At 36.0% G+C, this 24,358-nt stretch carries 24 protein-coding genes; 18 read left to right on the plus strand and 6 right to left on the minus strand.

The window, feature by feature from the left end; translation table 11 throughout:
• Positions 1 to 12 precede the first annotated feature (12 nt).
• Genes MLOOGBEN_RS11440 through MLOOGBEN_RS11450 form a run of 3 tightly spaced genes read right to left on the minus strand, consistent with a single transcriptional unit; the run spans position 13 to position 2,332 of the window.
• The gene (locus MLOOGBEN_RS11440; protein ID WP_179158382.1) at positions 13 to 750 is read right to left on the minus strand and encodes an ABC transporter permease; all 738 of its coding nucleotides are present in this window, start codon (positions 748 to 750) and stop codon (positions 13 to 15) included.
• Entirely contained in the window at positions 747 to 1,451 is a 705-nt protein-coding gene (locus tag MLOOGBEN_RS11445) for an ABC transporter ATP-binding protein (RefSeq protein ID WP_179158383.1), read from the minus strand. The genes MLOOGBEN_RS11440 and MLOOGBEN_RS11445 overlap by 4 nt, the downstream gene beginning before the upstream one ends.
• A gap of 32 nt (positions 1,452 to 1,483) precedes the next feature.
• Positions 1,484 to 2,332 (minus strand): hypothetical protein, encoded by an 849-nt coding sequence (locus MLOOGBEN_RS11450; protein WP_179158384.1) that lies wholly within the window; start codon positions 2,330 to 2,332, stop codon positions 1,484 to 1,486.
• A 203-nt stretch (positions 2,333 to 2,535) separates the two neighbouring features.
• On the opposite strand from MLOOGBEN_RS11450, the gene MLOOGBEN_RS11455 reads away from it, so the two are divergent.
• Positions 2,536 to 2,730, plus strand: coding sequence for an IDEAL domain-containing protein (locus MLOOGBEN_RS11455; protein ID WP_179158385.1), 195 nt, complete (start codon positions 2,536 to 2,538; stop codon positions 2,728 to 2,730).
• Positions 2,731 to 2,877: 147 nt separating this feature from the next.
• Entirely contained in the window at positions 2,878 to 3,462 is a 585-nt protein-coding gene (pabA, locus tag MLOOGBEN_RS11460) for an aminodeoxychorismate/anthranilate synthase component II (RefSeq protein WP_179158386.1), read from the plus strand.
• A 52-nt stretch (positions 3,463 to 3,514) separates the two neighbouring features.
• On the opposite strand, the gene MLOOGBEN_RS11465 is transcribed toward pabA, so the two are convergent.
• Entirely contained in the window at positions 3,515 to 4,096 is a 582-nt protein-coding gene (locus MLOOGBEN_RS11465; RefSeq protein WP_179158387.1) for a hypothetical protein, read from the minus strand.
• A 285-nt stretch (positions 4,097 to 4,381) separates the two neighbouring features.
• Here MLOOGBEN_RS11465 and MLOOGBEN_RS11470 point away from each other — a divergent pair, with 285 nt between their 5' ends.
• The gene (locus MLOOGBEN_RS11470; protein ID WP_179158388.1) at positions 4,382 to 4,984 is read left to right on the plus strand and encodes a hypothetical protein; all 603 of its coding nucleotides are present in this window, start codon (positions 4,382 to 4,384) and stop codon (positions 4,982 to 4,984) included.
• A gap of 20 nt (positions 4,985 to 5,004) precedes the next feature.
• On the opposite strand, the gene MLOOGBEN_RS11475 is transcribed toward MLOOGBEN_RS11470, so the two are convergent.
• On the minus strand, positions 5,005 to 5,649 hold the full coding sequence (locus MLOOGBEN_RS11475; RefSeq protein ID WP_179158389.1) for a YczE/YyaS/YitT family protein: 645 nt from the start codon (positions 5,647 to 5,649) through the stop codon (positions 5,005 to 5,007).
• 178 nt (positions 5,650 to 5,827) lie between these two features.
• Here MLOOGBEN_RS11475 and MLOOGBEN_RS11480 point away from each other — a divergent pair, with 178 nt between their 5' ends.
• The 7 genes from MLOOGBEN_RS11480 (at position 5,828) to MLOOGBEN_RS11510 (ending at position 16,672) form a co-directional block, all read left to right on the plus strand.
• A complete protein-coding gene (locus MLOOGBEN_RS11480; RefSeq protein WP_179158390.1) occupies positions 5,828 to 7,003 on the plus strand; it encodes an LL-diaminopimelate aminotransferase in 1,176 nt (391 codons plus the stop codon).
• A gap of 117 nt (positions 7,004 to 7,120) precedes the next feature.
• The gene (locus MLOOGBEN_RS11485; protein WP_179158391.1) at positions 7,121 to 7,570 is read left to right on the plus strand and encodes an SRPBCC family protein; all 450 of its coding nucleotides are present in this window, start codon (positions 7,121 to 7,123) and stop codon (positions 7,568 to 7,570) included.
• Positions 7,571 to 7,708: 138 nt separating this feature from the next.
• Positions 7,709 to 10,471 carry a phosphoenolpyruvate carboxylase gene (gene ppc / locus MLOOGBEN_RS11490; protein ID WP_179158392.1) on the plus strand — a complete coding sequence of 921 codons (2,763 nt, stop codon included), beginning with the start codon at positions 7,709 to 7,711 and terminating at the stop codon, positions 10,469 to 10,471.
• 243 nt (positions 10,472 to 10,714) lie between these two features.
• Positions 10,715 to 13,318: a bifunctional acetaldehyde-CoA/alcohol dehydrogenase gene (gene adhE / locus MLOOGBEN_RS11495; protein ID WP_179158393.1), complete on the plus strand. Its 2,604-nt coding sequence runs from the start codon at positions 10,715 to 10,717 to the stop codon at positions 13,316 to 13,318.
• A 224-nt stretch (positions 13,319 to 13,542) separates the two neighbouring features.
• Positions 13,543 to 15,177, plus strand: coding sequence for a long-chain-fatty-acid--CoA ligase (locus MLOOGBEN_RS11500; RefSeq protein ID WP_179158394.1), 1,635 nt, complete (start codon positions 13,543 to 13,545; stop codon positions 15,175 to 15,177).
• Positions 15,178 to 15,208: 31 nt separating this feature from the next.
• Positions 15,209 to 15,943 (plus strand): hypothetical protein, encoded by a 735-nt coding sequence (locus MLOOGBEN_RS11505; protein ID WP_179158395.1) that lies wholly within the window; start codon positions 15,209 to 15,211, stop codon positions 15,941 to 15,943.
• An 18-nt stretch (positions 15,944 to 15,961) separates the two neighbouring features.
• Entirely contained in the window at positions 15,962 to 16,672 is a 711-nt protein-coding gene (locus MLOOGBEN_RS11510; protein ID WP_179158396.1) for a coiled-coil domain-containing protein, read from the plus strand.
• Positions 16,673 to 16,724: 52 nt separating this feature from the next.
• On the opposite strand, the gene MLOOGBEN_RS11515 is transcribed toward MLOOGBEN_RS11510, so the two are convergent.
• On the minus strand, positions 16,725 to 17,507 hold the full coding sequence (locus tag MLOOGBEN_RS11515) for an alpha/beta fold hydrolase (RefSeq protein ID WP_256989048.1): 783 nt from the start codon (positions 17,505 to 17,507) through the stop codon (positions 16,725 to 16,727).
• Positions 17,508 to 17,657: 150 nt separating this feature from the next.
• Here MLOOGBEN_RS11515 and phaQ point away from each other — a divergent pair, with 150 nt between their 5' ends.
• From phaQ to MLOOGBEN_RS11555, 8 genes are all read left to right on the plus strand, one after another.
• Positions 17,658 to 18,095 carry a poly-beta-hydroxybutyrate-responsive repressor gene (gene phaQ, locus MLOOGBEN_RS11520; RefSeq protein WP_179158397.1) on the plus strand — a complete coding sequence of 146 codons (438 nt, stop codon included), beginning with the start codon at positions 17,658 to 17,660 and terminating at the stop codon, positions 18,093 to 18,095.
• Positions 18,076 to 18,690, plus strand: a complete 615-nt coding sequence (locus tag MLOOGBEN_RS11525) for a hypothetical protein (protein ID WP_179158398.1) — start codon at positions 18,076 to 18,078, stop codon at positions 18,688 to 18,690. Before phaQ ends, MLOOGBEN_RS11525 begins: the two co-directional genes overlap by 20 nt.
• Positions 18,691 to 18,971: 281 nt before the next feature.
• Positions 18,972 to 20,165 carry a C40 family peptidase gene (locus tag MLOOGBEN_RS11530; RefSeq protein ID WP_179158399.1) on the plus strand — a complete coding sequence of 398 codons (1,194 nt, stop codon included), beginning with the start codon at positions 18,972 to 18,974 and terminating at the stop codon, positions 20,163 to 20,165.
• A 142-nt stretch (positions 20,166 to 20,307) separates the two neighbouring features.
• The gene (locus tag MLOOGBEN_RS11535; protein WP_179158400.1) at positions 20,308 to 21,141 is read left to right on the plus strand and encodes an undecaprenyl-diphosphate phosphatase; all 834 of its coding nucleotides are present in this window, start codon (positions 20,308 to 20,310) and stop codon (positions 21,139 to 21,141) included.
• A 408-nt stretch (positions 21,142 to 21,549) separates the two neighbouring features.
• The gene (locus MLOOGBEN_RS11540) at positions 21,550 to 22,245 is read left to right on the plus strand and encodes a LytS/YhcK type 5TM receptor domain-containing protein (RefSeq protein WP_256989059.1); all 696 of its coding nucleotides are present in this window, start codon (positions 21,550 to 21,552) and stop codon (positions 22,243 to 22,245) included.
• Between the two features lie 38 nt (positions 22,246 to 22,283).
• Positions 22,284 to 22,775 (plus strand): sensor histidine kinase, encoded by a 492-nt coding sequence (locus MLOOGBEN_RS11545; protein ID WP_218781148.1) that lies wholly within the window; start codon positions 22,284 to 22,286, stop codon positions 22,773 to 22,775.
• A gap of 91 nt (positions 22,776 to 22,866) precedes the next feature.
• Positions 22,867 to 23,112, plus strand: coding sequence for a hypothetical protein (locus MLOOGBEN_RS11550; RefSeq protein WP_179158403.1), 246 nt, complete (start codon positions 22,867 to 22,869; stop codon positions 23,110 to 23,112).
• Positions 23,109 to 24,278, plus strand: coding sequence for a GerAB/ArcD/ProY family transporter (locus tag MLOOGBEN_RS11555; RefSeq protein WP_256989049.1), 1,170 nt, complete (start codon positions 23,109 to 23,111; stop codon positions 24,276 to 24,278). Before MLOOGBEN_RS11550 ends, MLOOGBEN_RS11555 begins: the two co-directional genes overlap by 4 nt.
• The last annotated feature ends 80 nt before the right edge of the window (positions 24,279 to 24,358 follow it).

The following is a 24,358-nucleotide window of genomic DNA, read 5'->3' on the forward strand; positions in this document are numbered from 1 at the left end:
AGCACCCTTCGGTTAGGCTTCTTTCCTATTAAACATATAATAGCCTACTGAAAAAAACAATGCGAAAGATGAGCACAAATACGTGACAGTTTGCAAAATCCATCGAAGTGAAACATCGCTAAGCCAATGCATATACCAATCTAAATATGTAGATGGCAGTAAGTATAAGGAAGAAGGGAAAACATAAGGAATAAACATCATGATTAGATAAAGAACAATCATGCTAGATATTGCAAGAACACTAGAATGGACCAGAAGTGCCAACATAATAGCAAATGCCGTCAGAGCGATTAGGGGAAACCAGGATACAATAAAAGCTCCAAGACTAGAAGGAATAGTAATCAGGTTGAAGGCTCTATCAAAAACTGCACTGCTAATCATCACGGCCAGCCATTCTAATAAAAGAACAATTAAGTTAAAAATACTAATAGCAATGACTTTAGAAAGGAAAAGCTCCATTCGACTGATGGGTCTTACTTGAAGTAAAGTTCCGCGTTCACCTTCTCCTGTAAATAAATCTGTTGCACTGATAAAAATAAATAAAGGAATGAAAATGGTGACAAATAAATCTAATAAGGTAAAATTTATATTTTCAGTCGGTAAAGCCATCCAATCAGTTAAAAAAAGATTATTTACAAGAAGCTTAGTCAAGACAGGAATAAGGACAGCAGCAATTAGAAACAGTTTGGTGCTTTTTTTTGTCAGCAGCTTTTGTATTTCATTTAAACTATTTGCTTGTATTGTGTTCATCTCCCTGCCACCTCCATCTTCTTGACATAAACATCCTCTAATGGCTCGCTGCCGGCTTCATAAAATGAGGCAGCACCCTGGATAAGAAAACAAAAACGATTACATAATTTTTCTAATTCTGAAATATGGTGACTGGAAATCACAAAGGTTACACTGTAATGGCTTGATATCTCCTGAATTGTCTTCCTTAACAAAAGCAATCCATCAATATCTAAGCCGTTCGTCGGTTCATCTAGAATGATTAATCGCGGCTTAGATATGAGTGCTGAGGCTATCCCAAAACGCTGCTTCATACCCATAGAAAAGGAGGATATTTTCTCGTCTTTAAAAGGAGTTAAACCGGTCTGTTGCAATACCAATTCAATATCTGTATCAGTAATACCAGAATACAAGCGAGAAATCATTTTCAGATTTTTATAGGGTGATATATTTTCATAAGCAACAACTGGCCCAATTAACGCACCCACAGGTCGTATTGCTTCTTTGTAATTACCTTGAAGGTCAACACCAAATAATTCAACTTTTCCACTATCTGGTGAAGTTAGACCGGTCATGCATTTTAATAAGGTTGTTTTACCCGCTCCATTTGGACCAAGGATCCCTACTATTTCCCCTTGGTCAATGGTTAGACCGATATTCTGTATTCCTCTGCCGTTTGAGTATTGCTTCGTCATTCCAGTAATAACCACTGCTTTTTCCAAAACTGTCACCTCTATCCATTTCTTATTTCAATTTACTTTTTACCATGATTGAATTCGACTACCTTGTCGGCTGGAATTTCAACGGGTGTCACCGTAGTTTGGTTGTAGGCAGAAGCATTTAAATGAATACCTATAACTAAATCATGGCTGGCATCCTGTTTATCTTTGCCTGTTACGACAACTTTGACAGTCTGTTGTTCAATATAATTTTCTTTGTTCACTTGAGCAGTAAGTTTGACTTGCTTGACCGTAATATCATGACCTAATTCAGGAACCTTTGCCTTAATGTGAAAGCCTGAGCTTTCAGATTCATTATTGTCTTGAATCATAGCAGCGTGTTTAATCATCAGCGTACTTAGAGCATTCGCAGTGAGAGGGATTTCTTTACCTGTTAAATCCAGTTCAATTACATGATTTCCATTTTGCTTATCAGCCACTGTAATTTGTTGTTGAAGATTTTTAGTCATGACATCAATTAGATTTTCTACATCATCTCTTAACTCAGCACTATTACTGTGATGTGGATTATTAGAGGTTTCCATTTTGTAAATTGTATCCAGTCCGTCCTTCATCAGAAACCAATTTCCATCCTGCTTGTACATATTCATATTGCTAACTTCAGTTTCATTAGCTAAACGAGTAGAGATGGAGTTTACCTGATTTACAGAATCAGACTTGAAAATGGATTCAGATGATAATATAGACTTTTTGTTATCCTCGATTTTAAGATTAAAATTTAACGTTGCACTCTCTGCCGAATGGGTTTTCTTTAAGGCTTCCTTGTATAGATCGTAACCAGATGTATTTGCTGAAATCGAATAAACACTGCCCAACATAAGCGTTCCACTTATCCCGATAACCGCAAAAAGCTTCTTATTCATATTCTTTTCCTCCATTCATTATTTTGTTACAAGCTTAGTGTAATCGGGAGTTATAAAAGCAATCTAAACAAACTATTAAATTTTTCTTAAATAAACGCAGTACAAAGGGAAGGAAAAAATTTCTTTTAATAATAACAAATAAAATGTTTGAATTTTTAGATAATTAACTGTATAATAAAAAAAAGCTCAAGGAGTTGATTTCCATGGAAAAGAGATTATTAAATTCACCACAACAAACAGATGAAAACAACGATTCTGCAATTGCTGAAATGTTTTTAAACCATGCCTTGATTGAATTTAGAAGAAATGTTCTCCGTAAGGAAATCGACCTCTCCTTACAAGAAAGAAATCAGGAAGCTTTCCTCAAGTTATCTGAGGAACTAAAGAAAATTTCATAGCAAAAGTTATCTAACAGACTTTATTGATATTGGAAGCCCTTTTCTCACTTGAAAGGGCTTCTTTTGTTTTTAAAATTCATGTATGATGGATAAAAAGCTGAAACTAATAAAGAAATGAATTGTCTGAAGGGAAATGGGTGAACATCAGTGATTTTCATGGTGGATAATTATGATTCTTTTACCTTTAACTTAGTTCAATACCTAGGGGAGTTAGGAGAGGAGTTAGTCGTAAAGCGTAACGACCAAACAACCTTAGATGAAATAAAAACGGCAGATCCTGAGTTTTTAATGATATCTCCAGGTCCAGGTAATCCTAATGAAGCAGGAATTAGTCTTGAGGCAATAAAGGCATTCTCAGGGGTTATTCCAATCTTGGGTGTCTGCCTTGGGCACCAAGCTATTGCTCAAGCTTATTTGGGTGATGTTGTTCCTGCTGAGCAATTAATGCATGGAAAAACCTCTGATATTTACCATGATGAAAAAACACTATTTAGAGGCTTGCCGAATCCATTTCAAGCAACGAGGTATCACTCCTTGATAGTGAAAAGGGGTACGCTGCCAGACTGTTTTGAGATATCCGCTTGGACGAAGAATGGGGAAATTATGGCGATACGTCATAAAGAACTTCCACTTGAAGGTGTTCAATTTCACCCCGAATCGATATTAACGACAGGTGGAAAAGAGATGCTAAATAACTTTGTCCAATACTATAGAAAAGTAAAAGCTTTTTAAGTTTAGAAATGGAACATAGAAAACCGGCGCCATTTTTTTATGGCACCGGGATCTACCTTTGTTTGTCTCCTTTTTTATTGTTCATTAAATAAAAGGTAATGGGCTGGTCTGTTCCGGTCATTAGATTATAGACATAAGAAGAGGTAATTTTATATCCTTCATCAATTTTTTCTGCAAGGTAGTTGGTCCGTTCAAAAAGGATTGAGCGAATATGATTTATTTGACGAAAGATTTTCTCAGTTAATGCTTCTTGCTGGTCCAGCCGGTTTAATACCCCAGTTTGAAACTCTTCTTGTTTACTAATTTTTTCAGATAATTGTTTTTGCAGTTCTTCTTGTGTTTTCAATAAATGGATTATTAATTCTTCATGTTCTGTGTGTTGTTGATTATTAGAACTAATTTCATTTAATTGATTTACTACTTTATCCCAATTTTTTGCTTGTACAACCTCTTGGTTAAGAAACTGATGTTTCATCTCATGGATTTCACGAAGTAATGAAACATTTGCGTGGTACTGTTCGTCTATTACTTCTGCAAGATAGTCCCTTCTCACCATCTTTTGGTGTGGTTCATGTATTTTCTTTTTATTTTTATATACTCTCGGATGTTTACCTTTGTTAATATATAATCCCATCTATTGCACCCCTAATCATCAATGAATATATTATTCTATGTATGAAATGTTAAAAATGGGAAATTTTTATAATAAAAACAGGAAAAATGTGTTTCTATGAGGAATTTAATTTAGTAAATTATAATATAAGAGCATAAAGTGGATAAGACTTAAGTCTTAGATAAAAATAATTCTCGGGATTGTGTAAGTCTGTAGACATACACGTTAAAATAAAATAAAAGATAATCATAAAGGGATATAGTAAGAGAAATCCCTTCCTATAGAAAATTTAAGGGGGAATATAGGATGAGGAAGGTTTACGTACTTCTTACTGATACTGGGACGGTATTAACAAAGATGATTAAACTATATACGAAGAAGCCGCATAATCATGCTTCCATCGCATTGGATGACCAATTATGGGACGTTTATAGTTTTGGAAGAAAAAGACCCCGCAATCCTTTCCTAGCTGGTTTTGTCAGAGAAAACATCCGTGGCGGCATATTTCGCAATGCTGATTGTGCTATCTATTCTTGTATAATATCAGAAAAACAGTATGATGCAATTTGTCGTAAAATTGAGGAGATCGAGAAAAATAAGGGTGAATATCGCTATAATCTTTTAGGTCTATTCGCTGTTATGTTCAATTGGGAATTAGATCGAAAAAATGCATTCTTTTGTTCCCATTTTGTTGCCGCTCTTCTTGAGGAATCAGGAGTGAAAATCAATAAACAAAAGCCGCTTTCACTTGTTACTCCAGATGATATAAAAGAATCAGCCTCATTGGAATTAGTCTATGAAGGAAAATTGTCCGCCTATTTTGAAGAGGAAAATGAACATGATATAAACGATTTATCTCATCAAAAATATTATCACGATTTCACTACTGAAAGAGTAGAAGTTATCTAGTTAAATTTAGAGAAGACGTGTCATAAATACACGTCTTCTCTAATTTGTTTATTCTTATTTTTTAACAATTCAATTAAGCTATTAAAAAGGCTTAAAGACCGTTGGAATACTGGACTTTGGATAAATGTATAGAGGAAGGTCGCAATAAATACAGGTCCTCCTAATATAAAACCAATAATCAAGATAAAACTCTCAACAAGGATACGTGCTTGACTTACGGATAATTTAGTTTTATTTGAAATGGAAAGCATAAAACCATCTCGTGGTCCGGCACCAAGACCTGCCGCAACATACATCCCCCCGCCAATACCAGCAATGACGATGGCACAGAATAATATAAGATAATCAACCCAAGAATTTGTTGACTCGGGTAAAAAATCTAACCAAAGAAAAAAGTCCATAATGGGCCCAATTAAAAGGGCATTTAAGAAAGTCCCGATTCTAATATACTTTCTTGCTGTAAAAAAAGAGATGATAACCAGTAATAGCCCGCATACTACTCCCCAAGTCCCTATAGTAAGTCCAAAATGTTGATATAAAGCCACATTTAAGACCTCCCAGGGATGTAAACCAACATGTTGCACTTTAACTGCTATCGCATTACCCAAGCCAAAGAAGGTCAATCCCAATAAAAATATTACATATTGAATCGCTTTCACCTGCACGTTACCTCCGAATAATAAACTGTCGATTATCCTAAATCTTAAAAGATGTAGATTTGATAATCAACCATTTTTAGAATTTTATAGTTAAAAGAATTTTATTAATAGATGAAATTTTGCTAAAATGTATCAATAAAATAAATATATTTGAGTTATGTAAATGATTGAGGGGGTTAAATCTATGAATCTTGTTGCTTCGAATAAAGTTCAAAAATTAACAGCCAGTATTTTTCAAGAGGTAGCTGATCTTAAGCGGCAAGCACTAAACAGAGGTCTTGATGTTATAGATTTAAGTGTAGGCAGTCCTGATTTACCGCCTTCTGCATTTGTTGTTGAAGAACTTGTAAAATATGCAAGTAACCCTGCCAATTATGGATACACCTTAAAGGGAATACCAGAATTTCATGAGGCTGTATCTTTCTTTTATCAGCAGCGTTATGCAGCAGACATTGATCCAGAGAAAGAAGTACTCCAATTAATGGGGTCACAGGATGGTCTTGCTCATCTAGCAACTGCGATGATCAACCCAGGGGATTATGTCTTAGTACCAGACCCAGGTTACCCTATTTACGAAGCGAGTGTTACCATTGCTGGTGGTGTCCTGTACACTATGCCTTTATTAGCAGAAAATAACTTTTTGCCAGTTCTAGATGATATTCCGCTGCCTGTCTTGGAAAAGACAAGGATGATGATTCTTAGTTATCCAGGTAATCCTGTAACAGCACTAGCTGACAAAAGCTTTTTCGAAAAGGTGATTGATTTTGCAAAACGTCATAATATTTTGGTCGTTCATGATTTCGCTTACTCTGAATTAATCTATGATAACCATCCACAAATTAGCTTCATGTCAGTTCCAGGTGCTAAGGAGGTTGGGATTGAATTTAATTCTTTATCAAAAACCTTCAATTTAGCAGGCTGCCGAATTGGATACGCTGTCGGTAATGAACAAGCGTTAAATATCCTAGGGACCTTTAAATCACAAATTGATTATGGGGTATTTTATCCTATTCAAAAAGCAGCTGTTGCTGCGCTTACATCGGATTTCGCGATACTGCAAGAGCAGGTGAAAGAGTACGAGTTTCGCAGAGATACCCTTATAGCTGGACTAGAAAAAAGCGGGTGGCAGCTGTCTAGTTCCCCTGCAACTATGTTTCTTTGGGCCAAAATCCCTGCCGGATGGAAATCAAGACAATTCGCCTTTGAATTAATCAATCACACTGGCGTAGCTGTAATCCCTGGTGACGCGTTCGGAAAACAAGGAGAAGGATATGTTCGAATTGCATTAGTACAGCCCGCAGAGAGACTGTCAGAAGCAGCAGGGAGGATACATGAATTCCTAATGGAATATGCTCGTTAGGGACATTCCAGCAAATTAATTTCATTCTTCTATAAAGACACAATTAATCATATAAATTAAAAAAAGACCTTCAGCACCTTGAAGGTCTTTTACATTTTATATGAAAGAGGGATACCAATGCCTAGCGAAATGCAACAAATAGAATTAGCTATCCCCATAAATGTAATTTGGGACTTCATTAGAGATGCAAATAATTGGGCGCCACTTGTGCCTGGTTATATACAGCATGAGCAAATTAATAACAGTATAATAACATGGGAATTTAAAAGTGACCTGGGCATAATGAAGAAAAAGGTAAATTTGGTTATTGATATTAAAGAGTGGAACGAACCGACTAGAGTAAGCTTTGAATTAAGGCGTATGAATGAAAAGTATATTGGTGAAGGTTATTTTGAAGCCCAAGCGCTTAATACGAATAAGACATTGTTAACAGGATTTCTTGAAATTAATGCGAGTGGGGCACTAGGTTCATTGGCAAATTCGCTTTTTAAAAATGCGATTCCGAAATCAACGGATGAAGTAGCCTCGGCCATCTCTTTAAAACTTGAAGAATTTAACAAAAGGTGATAAGTTTCACGAACAATCCGAAGAAAATTTGGGTTGTTTTTTTAATTATTTAAAAAATTTCTAACATGGGGCTAAAAGATATGTTATATTAATAAATAAAAAATTTAGTCAATTAACTAGTACAGGGAAGGTGAAAGCATGAATACAGAATTGAAGATGAATGATAGCAGTCTTCCACTTCGCCGCGATGTTAAATTACTTGGGCAAATACTTGGTGAAATCCTTGTCAATCATGGTGGAACTGAACTATTAGAAAAAGTGGAAAAAATAAGAATGACGTGTAAAACACTTAGAATCCATTTCGACCAAGACATTTATGCTGAATTAAAACATGAGATTACAAACCTCAGCAGTCCAATGAGAAAACAAGTTATTCGAGCATTTTCGATGTATTTTCATTTGATAAACATTGCGGAGCAAAATCACCGAATTCGCAGGAAAAGACAATATCATCTACAAGATGATTCTATTGTTCAACCCGATTCCATTGAGAGTGCAATTCTTTCTCTAAAGGAAAACAATATTGATGAAAAAATGATTCAGGAAGTCCTAAACAAATTGTCACTTGAGTTGGTTATTACAGCGCATCCTACAGAAGCAGCAAAGCGTTCCATATTAGAAATTCAACAACGTATTGCCGTTATATTAAAGAAGCTTGATCATCCATTATTAACAACAAGAGAACGTCGAAAGTTAGAAGAGAGTTTGTTTAACGAGGTAACAATTCTATGGCAGACCGATGAACTCCGCCATACTAAGCCGACGGTACTGGATGAGGTACGAAATGGACTTTATTATTTTGATCAGACATTATTTGAAGTTCTTCCAGAAATCCATCGGGAAGTAGAAGATTGTTTAGAGAAAAACTTTTCTACTAATAATTGGGATGTACCTAATTTCCTTAAATTTGGATCATGGATTGGCGGTGACAGGGATGGTAATCCAAACGTTACTCCAGAGGTTACATGGGAGACGTTACATAAGCAGCGGAAGCTTGTCTTAAAAAAATATAAAAATGTTCTTGTCGATTTAATGAAACGTTATAGTCATTCCACAACTAGAGTAGAAGTCAGTCAAGAACTAATCCAAACTTTAGAGGAAGAAGAAAACAAATACTTAACTGAAGATAAGAAATGGCCAATTACAACGGAAGTATATCGTCGGAAATTTGCTATTATAATCGAACGTTTAAAACAAGTTGGTAAATCTGATTTAGGTTATCGTTCCTCGGAAGAATTATTAGAAGAATTGTTTTTAGTTAAAAGAAGTTTAAATAAACATCATCCGGCCGCGCATGAGCTGAAAACGATCCAAAAGTTGATTCGTCAGGTACAACTTTTCGGGTTCCATCTAGCTACACTTGATATTCGCAATCATAGCGGTGAGCATGAGGCAGCCATTACAGAAATTTTACGTAAAGTTCGAATTTCTGATAATTATGCGGAACTATCTGAAGACGAAAAAGTAAGAATTTTAGAAAATTCTTTAATGGATCCTCGACCTCTTCTTCTGCTAAATGAAGATTATACACCTGAAACACAACAAATGATTCAGGTGTTTCAAATGATAAAAAATGCTCAAAAAGAATTTGGCGTACGTTCGATATCCGTTTATCTTGTCAGTATGACTAAATCGCCTAGTGACTTACTTGAAGTACTTGTTTTGGCAAAAGAAGCTGGGATATATCGATTACATGCTGATGGGACGATTGAAAATCAATTAAATGTCGCACCATTACTTGAAACGATTGAAGACTTAACTGCCGGACCTAAAATAATGGAAACCTTGTTTAAAATGCCTGTATATCGTAATCATTTGGAAGTAATGAATGATCAACAGGAAATTATGCTTGGGTACTCAGACGGCAGTAAAGACGGCGGTACGTTAACAGCGAATTGGAAGCTATATAAAGCTCAGCTCGAAATTCATGAAATGGCAAACAAGTACCACATTGGATTGAAGTTTTTCCATGGACGAGGAGGATCTCTAGGACGTGGAGGCGGCCCATTAAACAAAAGTCTGCTTTCACAGCCGGCAGAAACGATTGGTGATGGAGTGAAAATTACCGAGCAGGGTGAAGTGTTATCATCTCGATATTTGCTTGAAGATATCGCTTATCGGAGTTTAGAACAGGCAACTTCTACACTAATGCTGTCAACAGCCCGTGTATCAAAAGAAGCAGAGCATGGAAACTTGAGGGATGAATCGTGGGAGTTAGCTATTGAAGAGATTTCCAGCATATCACTAAAGAAGTATCAATCGCTTGTTTTTGGAGATTCAGACTTTTTAACCTATTTTAATGAAGCAACCCCATTAAGAGAACTTGGTGATTTAAATATAGGTTCAAGACCAATGAGTAGAAAGAATCGTGGTCGATTTGAGGATTTGAGAGCCATTCCTTGGGTTTTTGCTTGGACACAAAGCCGGCAGCTGCTTCCAGCATGGTATGCTGCAGGAACTGGTTTAGAAAGTTTTGCTTCACAAAGTGACAAAAATTTACAACAATTACAGGAAATGTATGAAAAATGGCCATTTTTCCGATCAACGATTGATAATCTCCAAATGGCTCTTATGAAAGCAGATATCACAACTGCCAAGGAATATTTATCACTGGTAGAGGATCAGAAAATCGCTGAGCGAATTTTTTCGAATATCCTTGAAGAATATGAAAGAACGAAAGCTATTCTTCTCAAAATAACAGGAGATAAAGAATTGCTTGATCATACACCAAACATTAAAGACTCTGTCTATCGTCGAAATCCTTATGTTGATCCATTAAACTTTTTACAGGTTGAATTAATTAAACAATTAAGGAAGCAGGACGAGCCTACTGAAGAATTAATCACCGAAGTACTTCTTACCATAAGTGGAATATCAGCTGGATTACGTAATACTGGTTGATTTAATTGCAGGCCGCACCCCAAATAAAGGGGGTGCGGTTTTTATTTTCATAAGAGTAGGGTGAAGTTACTATTGAACAATTTGTGAATTTTTCAAAAATGAATGGTTACTCATTCATTTTTTAGCGCAATTCGACAAATTATGCATTGTTCAACATGATATATTTTAGCCAGAATAGGTTAAGGGGGAAATTTGGAGTAGAAAACATTCCCACTTGAAAAGATTGATTTGGAGGGATATGCAATGGCAGTTGAAGAAAAAGTAGTTCAGGAAAAACAAAATGTTGAAGCGGGGATTGATATCTTAGCAAGAAATGGTGCAAAGGCATTAGCTGAATTTCGCTGCTACAACCAACAAATGGTCGATGAAATCGTTAAGCAAATGGCATATACTGCACTTGAACATCACAAAGACCTGGCAAAGCTTGCGGTTGAAGAAACAAGAAGAGGCGTATATGAGGATAAGGTTTTCAAAAATATGTTCGCGACAGAATTTATTTACAACAACATAAGAGAAATGAAAACAGTGGGAGTCATAAGTGAAAATGAGCATGAGGGCATGGTAGAGATGGCTGAGCCAGTGGGGGTCATAGCTGGTATCATACCTATCACGAATCCAACATCCACTGTCATTTTTAAATCATTGATTTCCCTTAAAACCAGAAATCCAATTATCTTTGCTTTTCCTAAATATGCACAAAAATGCTGTGTGGAAACTGCAAAACTCCTTCGGGCAGCTGCATTAAAGGCAGGGGCATCTGAGAATTGCATCCAATGGATTGATACTCCCTCTCATGAAGCATTTCAGACTTTGATGAAACATCCAAAAATTTCTCTCATATTGGCTACTGGGGGACCTAATTTGGTGAAAGCTGCGTACAGTTCAGGTAAACCAGCACTTGGTGTAGGGGCAGGAAATGTTCCTTGTTATATTGAAAAAAGCGCCAATATTAAACGTGCAGTAAACGACATTATTCTATCCAAAACCTTCGATAACGGAATGATTTGTGCCTCTGAACAAGCACTTATTATCGACAATGAGATTTATGATGAAGTTAAAAGGGAAATGATCGATAACCATTGTTATTTCTTAAATAATGAAGAAAAACTAATGATCGAAAAGGCAGTAATAGACGAAAAGAATGCCACTTTAAATCCAATGATTGTTGGATTGCCGGCATTTATGATTGCAAAAATGGCAGGAGTGAATGTGCCTGTAAATACTAAAATTTTAATTGCAGAATTAAAAGGTGTAGGAGCTAAATTCCCGCTTTCATGTGAAAAATTAAGTCCTATTCTTGCCTGTTATAAAGTAAATAGTCTAGCTGAAGGGCTGCTAATCGCTGAAGAAACACTTGAATACGGAGGGCTTGGCCACTCTGCGGCAATTCATACAGCAGACCAAAATGTCATCGATACCTTTGCCCTTCGAATGAAGGCTGGAAGAATTATGGTTAATACACCATCTACTCATGGTGCCATTGGTGATATCTATAACACATCTTTACCGTCATTAACAATAGGGTGCGGAACATATGGAGGGAACTCGGTGTCTCAGAATGTCGGAGCAGCTAATCTAATTAATATTAAAAAAGTTGCAAAAAGGAGAAACATGACACAATGGTTTAAAGTTCCATCACAAATATTTTTTGAAAGAAACTCCATTCAAGTACTCTCTTCGATTCCAGGGATTTCAAAAGTATTTATTGTAACAAGTTCAAGTCAAATGAAAAATGGATCGGTTGATAAAGTACTTTATCAGTTGAAAAGGAATCCTGCCAATATCCAATATGAAGTGTTGTATGATATTGAAGCTGAACCAGACATTGATGTGGTTCACAGAGGTGCAGAAAGGATGAGAAAATTCCAGCCTGACTGTTTGGTCGCTCTTGGAGGAGGCTCTGTCATGGACGCTGTAAAAGCGATGTGGCTATTCTATGAGCACCCAGAAGCAGATTTTAATAGCTTAAAGCAAAAATTCTTCGATCCTAGTAAAAGAGTGGTGAAATTCCCATCACTTCGTGGGAAGGCTATTCTTGTTGCAATCCCGACCACATCCGGAACAGGTTCTGAGGTAACCTCCTTCTCGGTTATTTCGGATAAAAAGGCCAATATCAAATATCCGCTGGCAGACTTTCAATTAACACCAGATTTGGCTATTGTCGACCCCCAGTTTGTTATGACCGTTCCTAAGCATGTTACGGCAGATACGGGGATAGATGTTTTAACACATGCAATTGAGGCATATGTTTCTGTGTTAGCCAATGATTTTACAGATGGATTGGCTTTAAAAGCAATTCAATTAGTTTTTGAGTACCTGCCAAAGGCTTACCGTGATGGTAGGGATGAGCTTGCCCGAGAAAAAATGCACAATGCGTCAACCATTGCCGGCATGGCATTTGCTAACTCATTTTTAGGGATTAACCATAGCCTGGCACATGCACTTGGTGCAGAATTTAACATCGCTCATGGTCGTGCTAACGCAATCATGCTGCCGCATGTGATTCGGTACAATGCACAAAAGCCGAATAAATTCATGACATATCCAAAATATGAACACTTTATAGCAGATCAACGCTATGCTGAAATTGCCAAAATGCTTGGTCTTCCTGCGAAGACAACAGAAGAAGGGGTAGAGAGTCTAGTACAAGCAATCATGAAGCTTATTGTTGAGTTGGAATTGCCAATGAGCATAGAAGAGGCGGGCGTAAGCAAAAGTGTATTCGAAGAAAAAGTTAATAGTTTAGCAGAACATGCTTTTGATGATCAAGATACGATTGCTAATCCAAAACAACCTCTTGTAACGGAGCTGGCGAATATCTATCGACAGGCATTTAAAGGCTTCTAAAAATTGGTATTCATTTCGAAAATTGTGTGAACAAGAGTGAATATTTCGACAAAATCCATCAATCTTCTCTATGTATTTTGGCTAAAACCTTTGTATACACTTTGTTAATACCAGTCACCACTTGGAAAATGTGGAAAAATGTCGATTTGGGTACGTTTACAAAAACCTTTTTTAAAACAATAATTTAATTGGTTAATAACTTGATTGAATTAGGAGAGGATTGTATGGTTTATTCGCAAATGCCGTGGTTAAAGTTTTATGATCCAAGAATTAATAAAGAGGTATCAGTGGACTATGATTCGTTATTTGATCTTTTGCAGCAGGCAGCCAATATTCACGGGGAAAAACCAGCTCTTACTTTTTATGAAAGGTCATGGAGTTACAAAGAAACAAGAGCTATTTCAGAATGGCTAGCTGCTTCCTTGTACCGCATTGGTTTCAAAAAAGGAGATAGACTAGGAATCATGCTGCCTAACTGTCCTCATTATATTTTTAGCTTATTTGCAGTATTCCGCCTGGGTGGCATTGCTGTACAAGTCAATCCCATGTATGTAGAAAGAGAAATTGAATATGCCCTAAATGATTCTGAGGCAAACTATATGGTGGTATTTGAAGCATTTTATCAAAAGGTAAAAGAAGTTCAGCCAAAAACTTCTTTGAAAAAAATTATAGTTGTTGGTTTTGGTGAAAGCAGGGTTAGTCTTGCAGATGATGATATTTACTTTGATGACTTTCTTACACATGATAATGCGATTCCTGATATCCCAATAAACATAGAAGAAGATGTGGCCATTCTACAATATACTGGCGGAACAACGGGTGTATCCAAAGGTGTAATGCTTACCCATCAGAATCTTCTTGCTAATATTATTCAAGTTTGTGATTTTACCTATAATGCCGTTGATGAGAAACCAGAAAATTTTAAAATCATCAGTGTCCTCCCAATGTTTCACGTCTATGGATTATCTTGCAATGCTCTCTCAGCGATCCGAATTGGTTGTAACCAATTAATTCTTCCTCGTTTCGATGTGAATGAATTAATTGAAATAATTAATAGAGAGAAACCATTCCAGGTGACTGCAGTTCCAACGATGATATTTGCATTAAACAGTCATCCGCAATTGGAAGAAAGTGCAATTAAGGATATATTCTACTTTAGCAGCGGTGGTGCACCACTCCCTGTAGAACAAGTAAAATATTTTGAAAAACGTGTGGGGATAAGACTTGCAGATGGCTATGGACTCTCAGAAACAGCTCCTTCAGCTATTTCTACGCCGCCGTTTCTTCCTCGTAAACTAGGAAGTGTAGGAATTCCTATCCCAGGGACAGAAGCACGGATTGTTAAGGAAACTGAAGAGGGATATGTTAATGTACCGGTCGGTGAAGCGGGTGAATTAATTCTACGCGGGCCACAAGTAATGAAGGGTTACTGGAAACGTCCTAGTGACACTCAATTAGTAATTAGAGATGGCTGGCTCTTTACAGATGATATCGCCAAAATGGATGAAGATGGTTATTTCTATATATTAGATCGCAAAAAGGACATGATTATTGCAAGCGGATACAATGTATACCCTCGTGAAATTGAGGAAATTATCTACCAGCATGCTGCTGTTGAAGAAGCAATTGTAGTTGGAAAACCCGACTCCTATCGAGGAGAAACAGTCAAGGCATATGTAAAAGTAAAAGCCGGTGTAAATGTTACACCAGAGCAATTGATAGAATATCTAAAGCAAAATCTAGCTCCATATAAAGTACCAAAAGAGATTGAATTTCTTGCAGAGCTTCCTAAATCATCTGTTGGAAAGCTTTTAAGGAGAATGCTTCGTCAAGAAGAAAATGAAAAGATTCATTCTTAAGAAATTTTACAATAAAAAGGGGGAGAAATAAATGTCTGAAAAAAAAGAAACCAAACCAAAGGATACTGAAACACCAAAAACGACTAAAAGGAGACGAAACTCTGTGGATGATCTAACAGTTGAAAATGAAGTCATAGAAACCGAATTACCTGAACCTGTCTTAGAATCAAAGGAACAAGAAACAATACTGACTAAGGAAGATGTTCAGGAACAATTTTCATCCCTGGACCTTCTCTGGAACCATGCATTTCGTGAGTTAGACCAATGGGCAAAGAAAGCAGATTTTCGTGATGATGTGTTTTTGAAAGAAGCCATGTTTTTTTCTGAAAGTATAAAACGAAATCAGGAGAATATTAAATCTGTCAGAGAACAGTTCAACAAAGAATTTGGTAATTGGGAGAGAACCGCCAGAGAGGAATTTTTAATGTCAACTACAGTCCTTCAGCATATTTTCCCAAAAAGATCCTATGAAGAAATTAATCAGCAGATTGACCAAATTCAAAGTAGAACAGCTTCGATTTTAAATGCACCACTGAAGATGGTGGTAAATATTCAAATGATGGATCAATATTTTCAAATGATTGAACAATATATTGATCTTAGGAAGAATGCACGATTGCAATATATAAAAACCTTAAAACAAGCTGCCTCTCTTATTTATGAGAGTCAAAAAGGTTTCGTTAACCTTTTGACAGGTCAATTAAAAACGTTCATATTCCCTTTAAATAAATACATGGAACAAGCTGAAGAAGTCACAAAATCATAACAATAAGGATGATGAAGGATGACAAAAGAAAAGATGTATGATCCGTACGAGGGCTTTAAACAGATTAGTGAGATGTGGGAAAAACAAATAAATGGACTATTGTTTATGGCTGCAGATAATAATGAATTTGTTCGTTTAGCCAATACCGGCCTAGGTGTTCACTCACGGTACATGGAACTTTTAAGGAAAAATCAAGAGCTTATGCTTGGTATTATGAATATTCCTACCAAAAAAGATGTTGCTAATGTGGCCAATCTTTCAATACAAGCTGAAGGGAAAATCGATATCTTAGAAGAACAGATTTGGAAATTACAGGATGGTCTTAGTGAAATAAATAAAGAAAATCTAGCATTGTTTCAAGAAATGGTTATGATGATTAAACAAATGCAGGTTGAATTCCAAAGCATCGTTCAAGAAGTATCTGAAATGAAAAGAATGAAGGATGACATTCAGGAAATACGTAAGGATCTTGTAGACATTAAAATTATTCAAGTTAACCTTCGTGATGTTAGAGAGGAACTTGAGGAAATAAAAGAAACACAGAAGGAAATTTTGAAAAAGAAAGAACATGATCAGGAAAAAAACATTCACACCGATTTAGAGGAAGTGAAACTGGGATTAGGTCAATTAACTGAAATAAAAAATGAATTAGCTTCTATAAAAGGTATTGTGGGTAAAGAAAGTCCAAAAGGAAAGGCGAAAGAAAAGGAATTAGTGCCAACTGTTTAACCGAAAACGTGTTATAAGTGGGAAGGACCCCCATCCTTCCCACTTATATAAATTAAGCAGCAGCTTTTTGCCGGTTTAAGAACTTTCTTAGCAGAAGATTAAACCGGTTTGTTGCTTCTAATTTTGCTAAATGCCCCGAATTTCGCATAATGATAAATTCTGAATGAGGAATCAGCTTGTGCATACAATATTGTATCCAAACTGGTAAAACAGAGTCATATTGACAGCCAATAATAAGAGTTGGAACTTTTATCGTCGGTAATAAAGAAATATTATCAACCTGGAAACAAGCTTTTAGAGATTTTAAAAAGATGTTACGTTTCGGCTGAAAATATTGTTTAAAGTGATTCATATTCTCCTCTGACCATGAATAAAGGCTCATATGTGCAGCTGTTTCTTTAAGGTCATTATCCGTTGCAGCAACACCTAATCTCATTTTCTTAAAATTCAGTAATGGTTTTCTGAGTTTATTTGGGAAAAAGTGGAATGTACTTATCAACATGAGAGAGCGTACTAGGTGGGGGGCTTGACGATAAATTTCTTGAGCGACAGCACCGCCCATTGACAAGCCTAAAATGTTAGCGTTTTCAATTTTTAATTCGTTTAATAAAGCAATAACATCTGAAGCAAAATGTGGAATAGAAATCCCTTCTGTTTTGGTACATTCACCATGACCGCGCAAATCAGGAATTATTAACTCATACTGATCAGCTAGTTCAAATTGTGATTGCCACCCTTCCTTTACTTCACCTAATCCATGAATGAGAACTAATGGTTCACCCTTGCCAAAATGTAAATATGGCATCCCTAACATACTTACCTTCGATTGTTTCAATTTGACACCACCTTCAATTTTTTATTAAACTTTATTACCAACATACGAAAATTGTAAACGTGTTGATACACCGTATAATAACATTTATTTGTCGAGTTGACAAAATATTACTCATAGGTGTAAAATACATATAGGTGAGGTGATATAAAAATGGTAAATCAAGAGAATCAATCTGTCAATCCATCAAAAAACTTTGTTCTGCCATTTATTCTATTGCTTCTTAGCAGAATGTCTCTTCACGGATATGAGCTAAGCCAGAAATTACAAACATTTGGGTTTAAAACGATTGATCAGGGAAATCTTTACAGACTGTTAAGACAGCTGGAAAAGGAAGAACTAGTGTCATCTGAGTGGGATACAAATGGCAGTGGTCCTGCCAAAAGAAGATATTCCATAACAAAAGCTGGTATTACATACTTAAAAGGCTATGCCAATCAACTAGAGTCGTACCAATCGATGCTAGACCAATTCTTTAAAATGTATTCAAGTTTCCTTGAGCTCTATATTCCTTCATTTCAAAAGAAGGATTCGATAGAGAAAGTAAACAGTAAAAAGAGGAGGAAGGACGATGGCACAGAAAAAGAGTGAAAGTGTTCTTGCTGTTGAAGAAAAAATGATACCAGCAGCCGAAGAACCTAAGAATGAAGGTTTATTTGTGGATACACTATGGAATCAGTATGAACAATCACTGGAACGTGCAAGACAATTGCGTGAAAGCCGTGAAGATGCTTATATGAACGCTCTAAAAGAAGTTATTAAGTTCAACAAGCAATATAGAAAGTCAATTGGTAACCTCTTTGAGCAATCTAAAAAAACAAACAAAGAAGTTGTCTCTGGATTGATGCAGCAAATGAATGCACGCAGGGAACAGCTTATCAAAGACGAAGAAAAAATTGAAGCAGAAATGATGAATGAAAGGGTAGAGCTTAAAGAGCAGCTTAAAGAGGTTTCTAATCAATTAGAAAACCTAGCTCTCACTCCTATCAAATCTGTATTCCAAATTATTGACCAGTTAGAAGATAATTTTGAAAAGAGTACTGAAGCTAACATTGACTACGCACGTGAGCGCAGAAATGCTTGGCAGCAAGTTACGAATGAGTATGTAAAAATGGCTAGAAGTACTCATAATGAAATTGTAAATCGTGGAACAAATAGTGTTAAAGAACTTTTTAAAACAAATTAAGGAGTTCAATGTAATTGATTAGCAGACCAACTGGATTGGTCTGCTTCTTTATGTTTATCATTGAACATTTGATATAGTCATTCCTTGAAACATAAATTTAATATTACTATTATTGATTTGACAAGATTTCATGCTATACTTCTAGTTGCAACTGAATAGGATAAAAATGGGTATATAGGTTTATTTTTAGTAATTTAATAAATTGATAAATATCTAGTTTTACATAGCTGAAAAAATTTACTGTGTTGCGATTTGCGATGAAGGAAAGCAGGGGAAAAGAATTGAAAAAGAAGATTATAGCTTTTTGTTCAATAATCACGTTTGGAAGTCCAACTGTATTACTTCAAGTAGAAGCCGAGGAAAATGAAAACCAGCAAGTTGAAACAGAGGAAAATAAAAACCATGAGGTTATAGACGAACAACGTTCAAGAATTCAATTAGAAATTATAAAAGGGAATGTAGAGCTTAATCAAGTAAAAGAAGAAATTAAACAAATTAATGAACAAATCAGCCGGGTAGAGCAAGCAATCATTGATAATAATAATATCATTATCGATACAGAGAACAAAATAAAAGTTTCTCAAATGGAAATACAGAAACTAGAGTCCGAGATTGAATCGTTAAACGAAAAAGTAAAAAAGCGTAATGAAATCTTAAAAAAACGTGCTCTTACTTTTCAGGAAACGGGTGGAAAGGTAAATTATCTTGATGTTTTGCTGGGTGCCTCAAGTTTTAAGGATTTTGTGGGACGCGTTGGTGCTGTAGCATCGTTTGTTGAAGCGGATCAATCTCTTATAGAGCAGCATGAAATCGACAAAGAGAGTATTAAGGAGAAGCAAGATCAGGTACAAGATAAATTATTTGAGCTCCAGAGTATGAAAGTAGAATTAGAAGGAATGCAGGCACAAATTCTAGAACAAAAACAACAAAATGAATGGTTAAGATTAGAATTAAAGAAAAAAGAGCAAGTTACACTTGCAGAACAGGCAGGGTTATTGCAGCAGGATTCTGCACTTACAACTATGTATAACCTTACCGATATGGATCCAAACCAAATTCTAACTGATTCAATGTTGTTAACGAATGAAACCGTTAAAGGTCTAATTTCTGAAGGGATTACGTATATTGGGAATTCGGTTTATGTATTTGGCGGAGGTCGAAACGAACATGATATTGCAAATGGAAGATTTGATTGTTCAGCTTTTGTCAGTTGGGCGTACGCTCAGGTAGATATTAAAATCGGTGCTAGTACCGAAGTCTTGAAAAATACTGGTACACCTGTCAAGGTAGAGGAAATGCTTCCAGGAGACCTTGTATTTTTTGATACCTATAAAAAAGATGGTCATGTCGGAATTTATCTAGGTGCAGGTAAGTTCTTGGGATCACAAAGTTCTACAGGCGTTGCCATTGCAGATATGACAACTGGTTACTGGTTAGAGAAATTCAATGGGCGTGTTAATCGCATTATTTTATAATTAAAAAGCGAGGCTAGCTTAGCCTCGCTTCTATTTTTGTTAGATATTATTTGCTAAAGACAATGGAAATTGAGTACAATTATAAAGTTATTCCATATCCTTGAATTTAAAACAGAAGATAAAGTTAGGAGTAGTTATGTAAATGGAATTATTATTGATTATTAAAGCAATTATTTTAGGGTTAGTTGAGGGGTTAACAGAATTTGCTCCCGTATCTTCAACGGGGCATATGATTATCGTTGATGATATGTGGCTGCAATCAGAAGATTTCTTAGGAAAGTATGGAGCGAATACCTTTAAAGTAGTCATCCAGCTAGGTTCCATTTTAGCGGTTGTGGTGACATTTAAGGATAGATTTATCGATTTATTAGGAATGGGTAGAATAAAAAGTAACCTATCTAACCAAAGTGGCGGTCGTTTAAAATTAACACAAGTAATTGTTGGGTTAATTCCTGCTGGAATCTTTGGGGTACTACTTGAAGACTATATAGATGAGTATTTATTTTCGACTGAAACTGTTTTAATAGGTTTAGTGATTGGTGCTATTTTCATGATAATTGCAGATCGCTTTGGCCCAAAAATACCAAAAATCCAAACCGTTGATCAAATTACATATAAACAAGCACTAATGATTGGTCTTATTCAATGTTTATCATTGTGGCCAGGTTTCTCACGTTCCGGTTCGACTATATCAGGTGGCGTTCTTTTAGGATTGAGCCATCGAGCAGCCGCTGATTTTACTTTTATTATGGCAGTGCCTATTATGGCGGGTGCTAGTTTCCTTTCCTTATTGAAAAATTGGCAGTATATGACGATGGATGCACTCCCGTTTTTTATTGCAGGATTTATTAGTGCCTTTGTTTTTGCATTAATTTCTATTAGCTTTTTCTTAAAATTAATAGATAAAATTAAACTTGTACCATTTGCGATATATCGAATCCTGTTAGCTTTCATAATTTTTCTTGTGTATTTTTAATTAAATTAAATTAAATTTCAAACAGCTGTACCGGTATGGTGAGCTGTTTTTTTGTATTGGCTGTGTTAAATTAGGCTGTTGATTTGTGCTCCAGGCGCTTCGCTTTCCGCAGGCGGTTCGGGAAGCCTCCTCGGCGCTAAAAAGCGCCTGCGGGGTCTCCCCTGTCCCGTCCTCCTGCAGGAGTCTCGCGCCTTCCACACAAATCAACAGAGTTCTAAGATCAACGGTTTACCATTAACACATCCATTTGATTAAAACTTTTTATGTTTGTGTCTAAAATGTGACATATTTAATAGTAAGTTTTTTTAGTAGGCTCTAAACTAGAGAGAGTAGGGACAGGGGGAATGCTAATTGTTAATAATACCATCATATCTAGGCTTATGGCTACTGCAGATTTTCTGCATTTTATTGCCGATATTAATTTATCAATCTTATTTTCGGAATAGGTTTCAAAATAAAATAGTATTAAGTGCCTTATGTGGTCTTTCAATCATTATATGTATGACCTTTCCTGTATCCATAAATGAGGAAACAATGTTGGATTTTCGCTTTATTCCCTTAATCTTGGCATTCCTCTATGGGGGATTTAGAAGTGGGGTAATACTATCTATTATCCTGATTATTTATCGTCTCAGGATGGGGGGAACAGGCATTTATCTCGGAGGACTTTGGATGACGACCTTTTTCGTCACCGTATTTTATTTTACGCTCCCTCGTTTAGAACGTTGGGGTGAAAAGTTTCGCCAAAAATATCCCTATATGCTGTTGACCTTTTCCCTGCTCTTTTTTGCACTGGGGACTCAATTTTTAGATGATTATACGTTTACACTTTCAGAAATCAATCTTTGGTTTTGGTTTTCAATATTAAACTATATTACTCTCTGGATGGTGCTTCATCTTCAATATTCTATAAGTGAAATCCAGTTAATGAATGAAAAGGTTATTCAATTTGAGAAAGACCATACTAAAAATCATTTGCTGGTTTTTATATCGCAGCAAATGTTAGCACCGATTAGAACATCTCAGTGTTATCTTCAACTTATTGAGGAGGGGACTTTAAGAAGCAACAGGCATTTAATCTGCTACAAACGAAAAACGAATTAACTCAGGCCGAGCGCAGCTTAGATAACTATTTGGCTTTTATGGATACGAAAGGTAACGAGCAAAAGGAGATGAGTTTTGTTAGGGAATTAGATGAGGTAGTTGAATTAATGAGACCATATGCTGAATTGCATAAAGTGGAACTTTTTTTTACTACTACTGCTCAAGAGGATATATTTATTAAAGGGGAACCGTCCATGTTGAGGTTTGCTCTCTTGAATATCATAAAAAATGGGATTGAAGCATGTTCACCTAAAGGACAAGTAAATGTTTGCCTCCATGAAATGTTAAAAGAGGTTTATATTGTGATAGAGGATAATGGGATGGGAATACCGCGACATATTCTAGAACAGTTAGGTAAACCACTTACTTCGGGAAAAGTAAATGGAACAGGTCTGGGACTAGCTTCAACCTTTAAAATAGCTGAGTCGATGGGTGGCAGGGTGGAAGTAGAATCAAAACCGAATATGGGAACAGTTTTTAGCGTCTATTTCCCAAAATGGGCAGTATCGGGAAGTAATCAAATGTATTAAACCAAAAACAAAAAGTTGTTGGTTTTTTTTGTTGGATAAAAACGGATAATTTGGAAACATAAGGTAAAGACAGTGATAGGGTTTTCCAAATATGGTAACATTGGCCTACTTTTTACTCATACTTCTATTAACTATACTTATTGCACTTTTTGATATGAGCCTATTTGAATTCACCTTTTTTGAGGCAATGATAAATATTATATATTCTGAAATTGCAATTGGCAGATATATAGCCTTGTTTGGCGCTGCTTTGGGTTTGATTTCAAGTGTAATCATCGATTTTCGTATACATCGTTCCAAAAAAGAAAGCAATGCAGATGAGAGGACACTAGGATGAAGATGGAAAAGGAGAATATATCATTAAGCCAGCTGTTAACACTGTTAATTAACTTTTTACTTGGCAGTGCGATTGTCGTTGGAGTGGGGGGAGATGCGAAAAATGATTCCTGGATAGCCATATTACTTGGCGGATTAATTGGAATAGTTATCATTTCATTAGTTCATTTCTTTGTACTCCGCTTTCCAGATAAAAATATCTATCAAGTTTTTGAATTTTGCATAGGTAGAAAGATAACGATTGTTTGTACCCTAATGTACATTATTTATTTTCTATATATATCCAGCCGAGTCATTAGAGATTTTGGAGAATTAATGGCAACTGCCATTTTACCGAATACACCTATTGAAATGATGTCCTTAACCTTTTGCCTTTTAATGGGATATATTATGTATTTGGGAATTGAAGTCCTAGCTCGGACATCTGAAATTTTTAATCCCTATCTCCTAGGTTTTTTTTTATTGTTGGCTATCTTCTTATTTGCCAGTGGCAGCGTACAGCTTACTCAAATCCAGCCCATCCTTGGCGAGGGAATGAAGCCTGTCATTAAAACAGCTTTTACGCAGCTAGTTTTTTTTCCATTTGGAGAAATTATTGCCTTTAGTGTCATTTATGCGAGTTTAACCAATAAGAAATATAGTCTTCGGGTTTCAATTGCAGGTGTGGGTTTGGCATCGCTCATTCTTAGCGTTTCGGCACTACTGATGATTGTTTCCCTTGGTGTTGATTCCGTTGCCCGCTCTAACTTCCCGCTGTTAAGTACTGCAAGATTAGTCTCAATTGGGAATTTTATTGAGAGAATTGATGCATTGGTTGTATTTATGATCATGTTAGGTGTTTTTATCAAAGGTTCAATGTTTTTCTATGCTGGTTTAAAAGGGTTGGAGTTTATTTTTAATCTGCCTTATCGGTATTTTGCCCTGCCGGTTTCAATGATTATCTCTTTATTTTCAATCTTAGTGTCCGTAGATTTTGCTGACCACATTCAAGAGGGCATAAAAATGGTTCCTTATTACCTGCACTTTCCATTTCAAGTTATACTTCCGTTTCTACTATTTCTATTGGTGATGTGGAAACAACGTAGAAGCAAGTCGAAAAGTAGAGGGGATCAGGATGGCACCAAGCAGAGTAAATCGTCGTTTATTAAAGAAACCAATAAAAATTGAAGATAAATTAAGGACAATTGAAAAAAAAGTGGGAGAGAAAAAGGAAAGCTTTGATTCTATCATGAAACGCTGCAATCAGA

The organism is Bacillus sp. EB106-08-02-XG196, assembly GCF_013396335.1.
GTDB lineage: Bacteria > Bacillota > Bacilli > Bacillales > Cytobacillaceae > Neobacillus.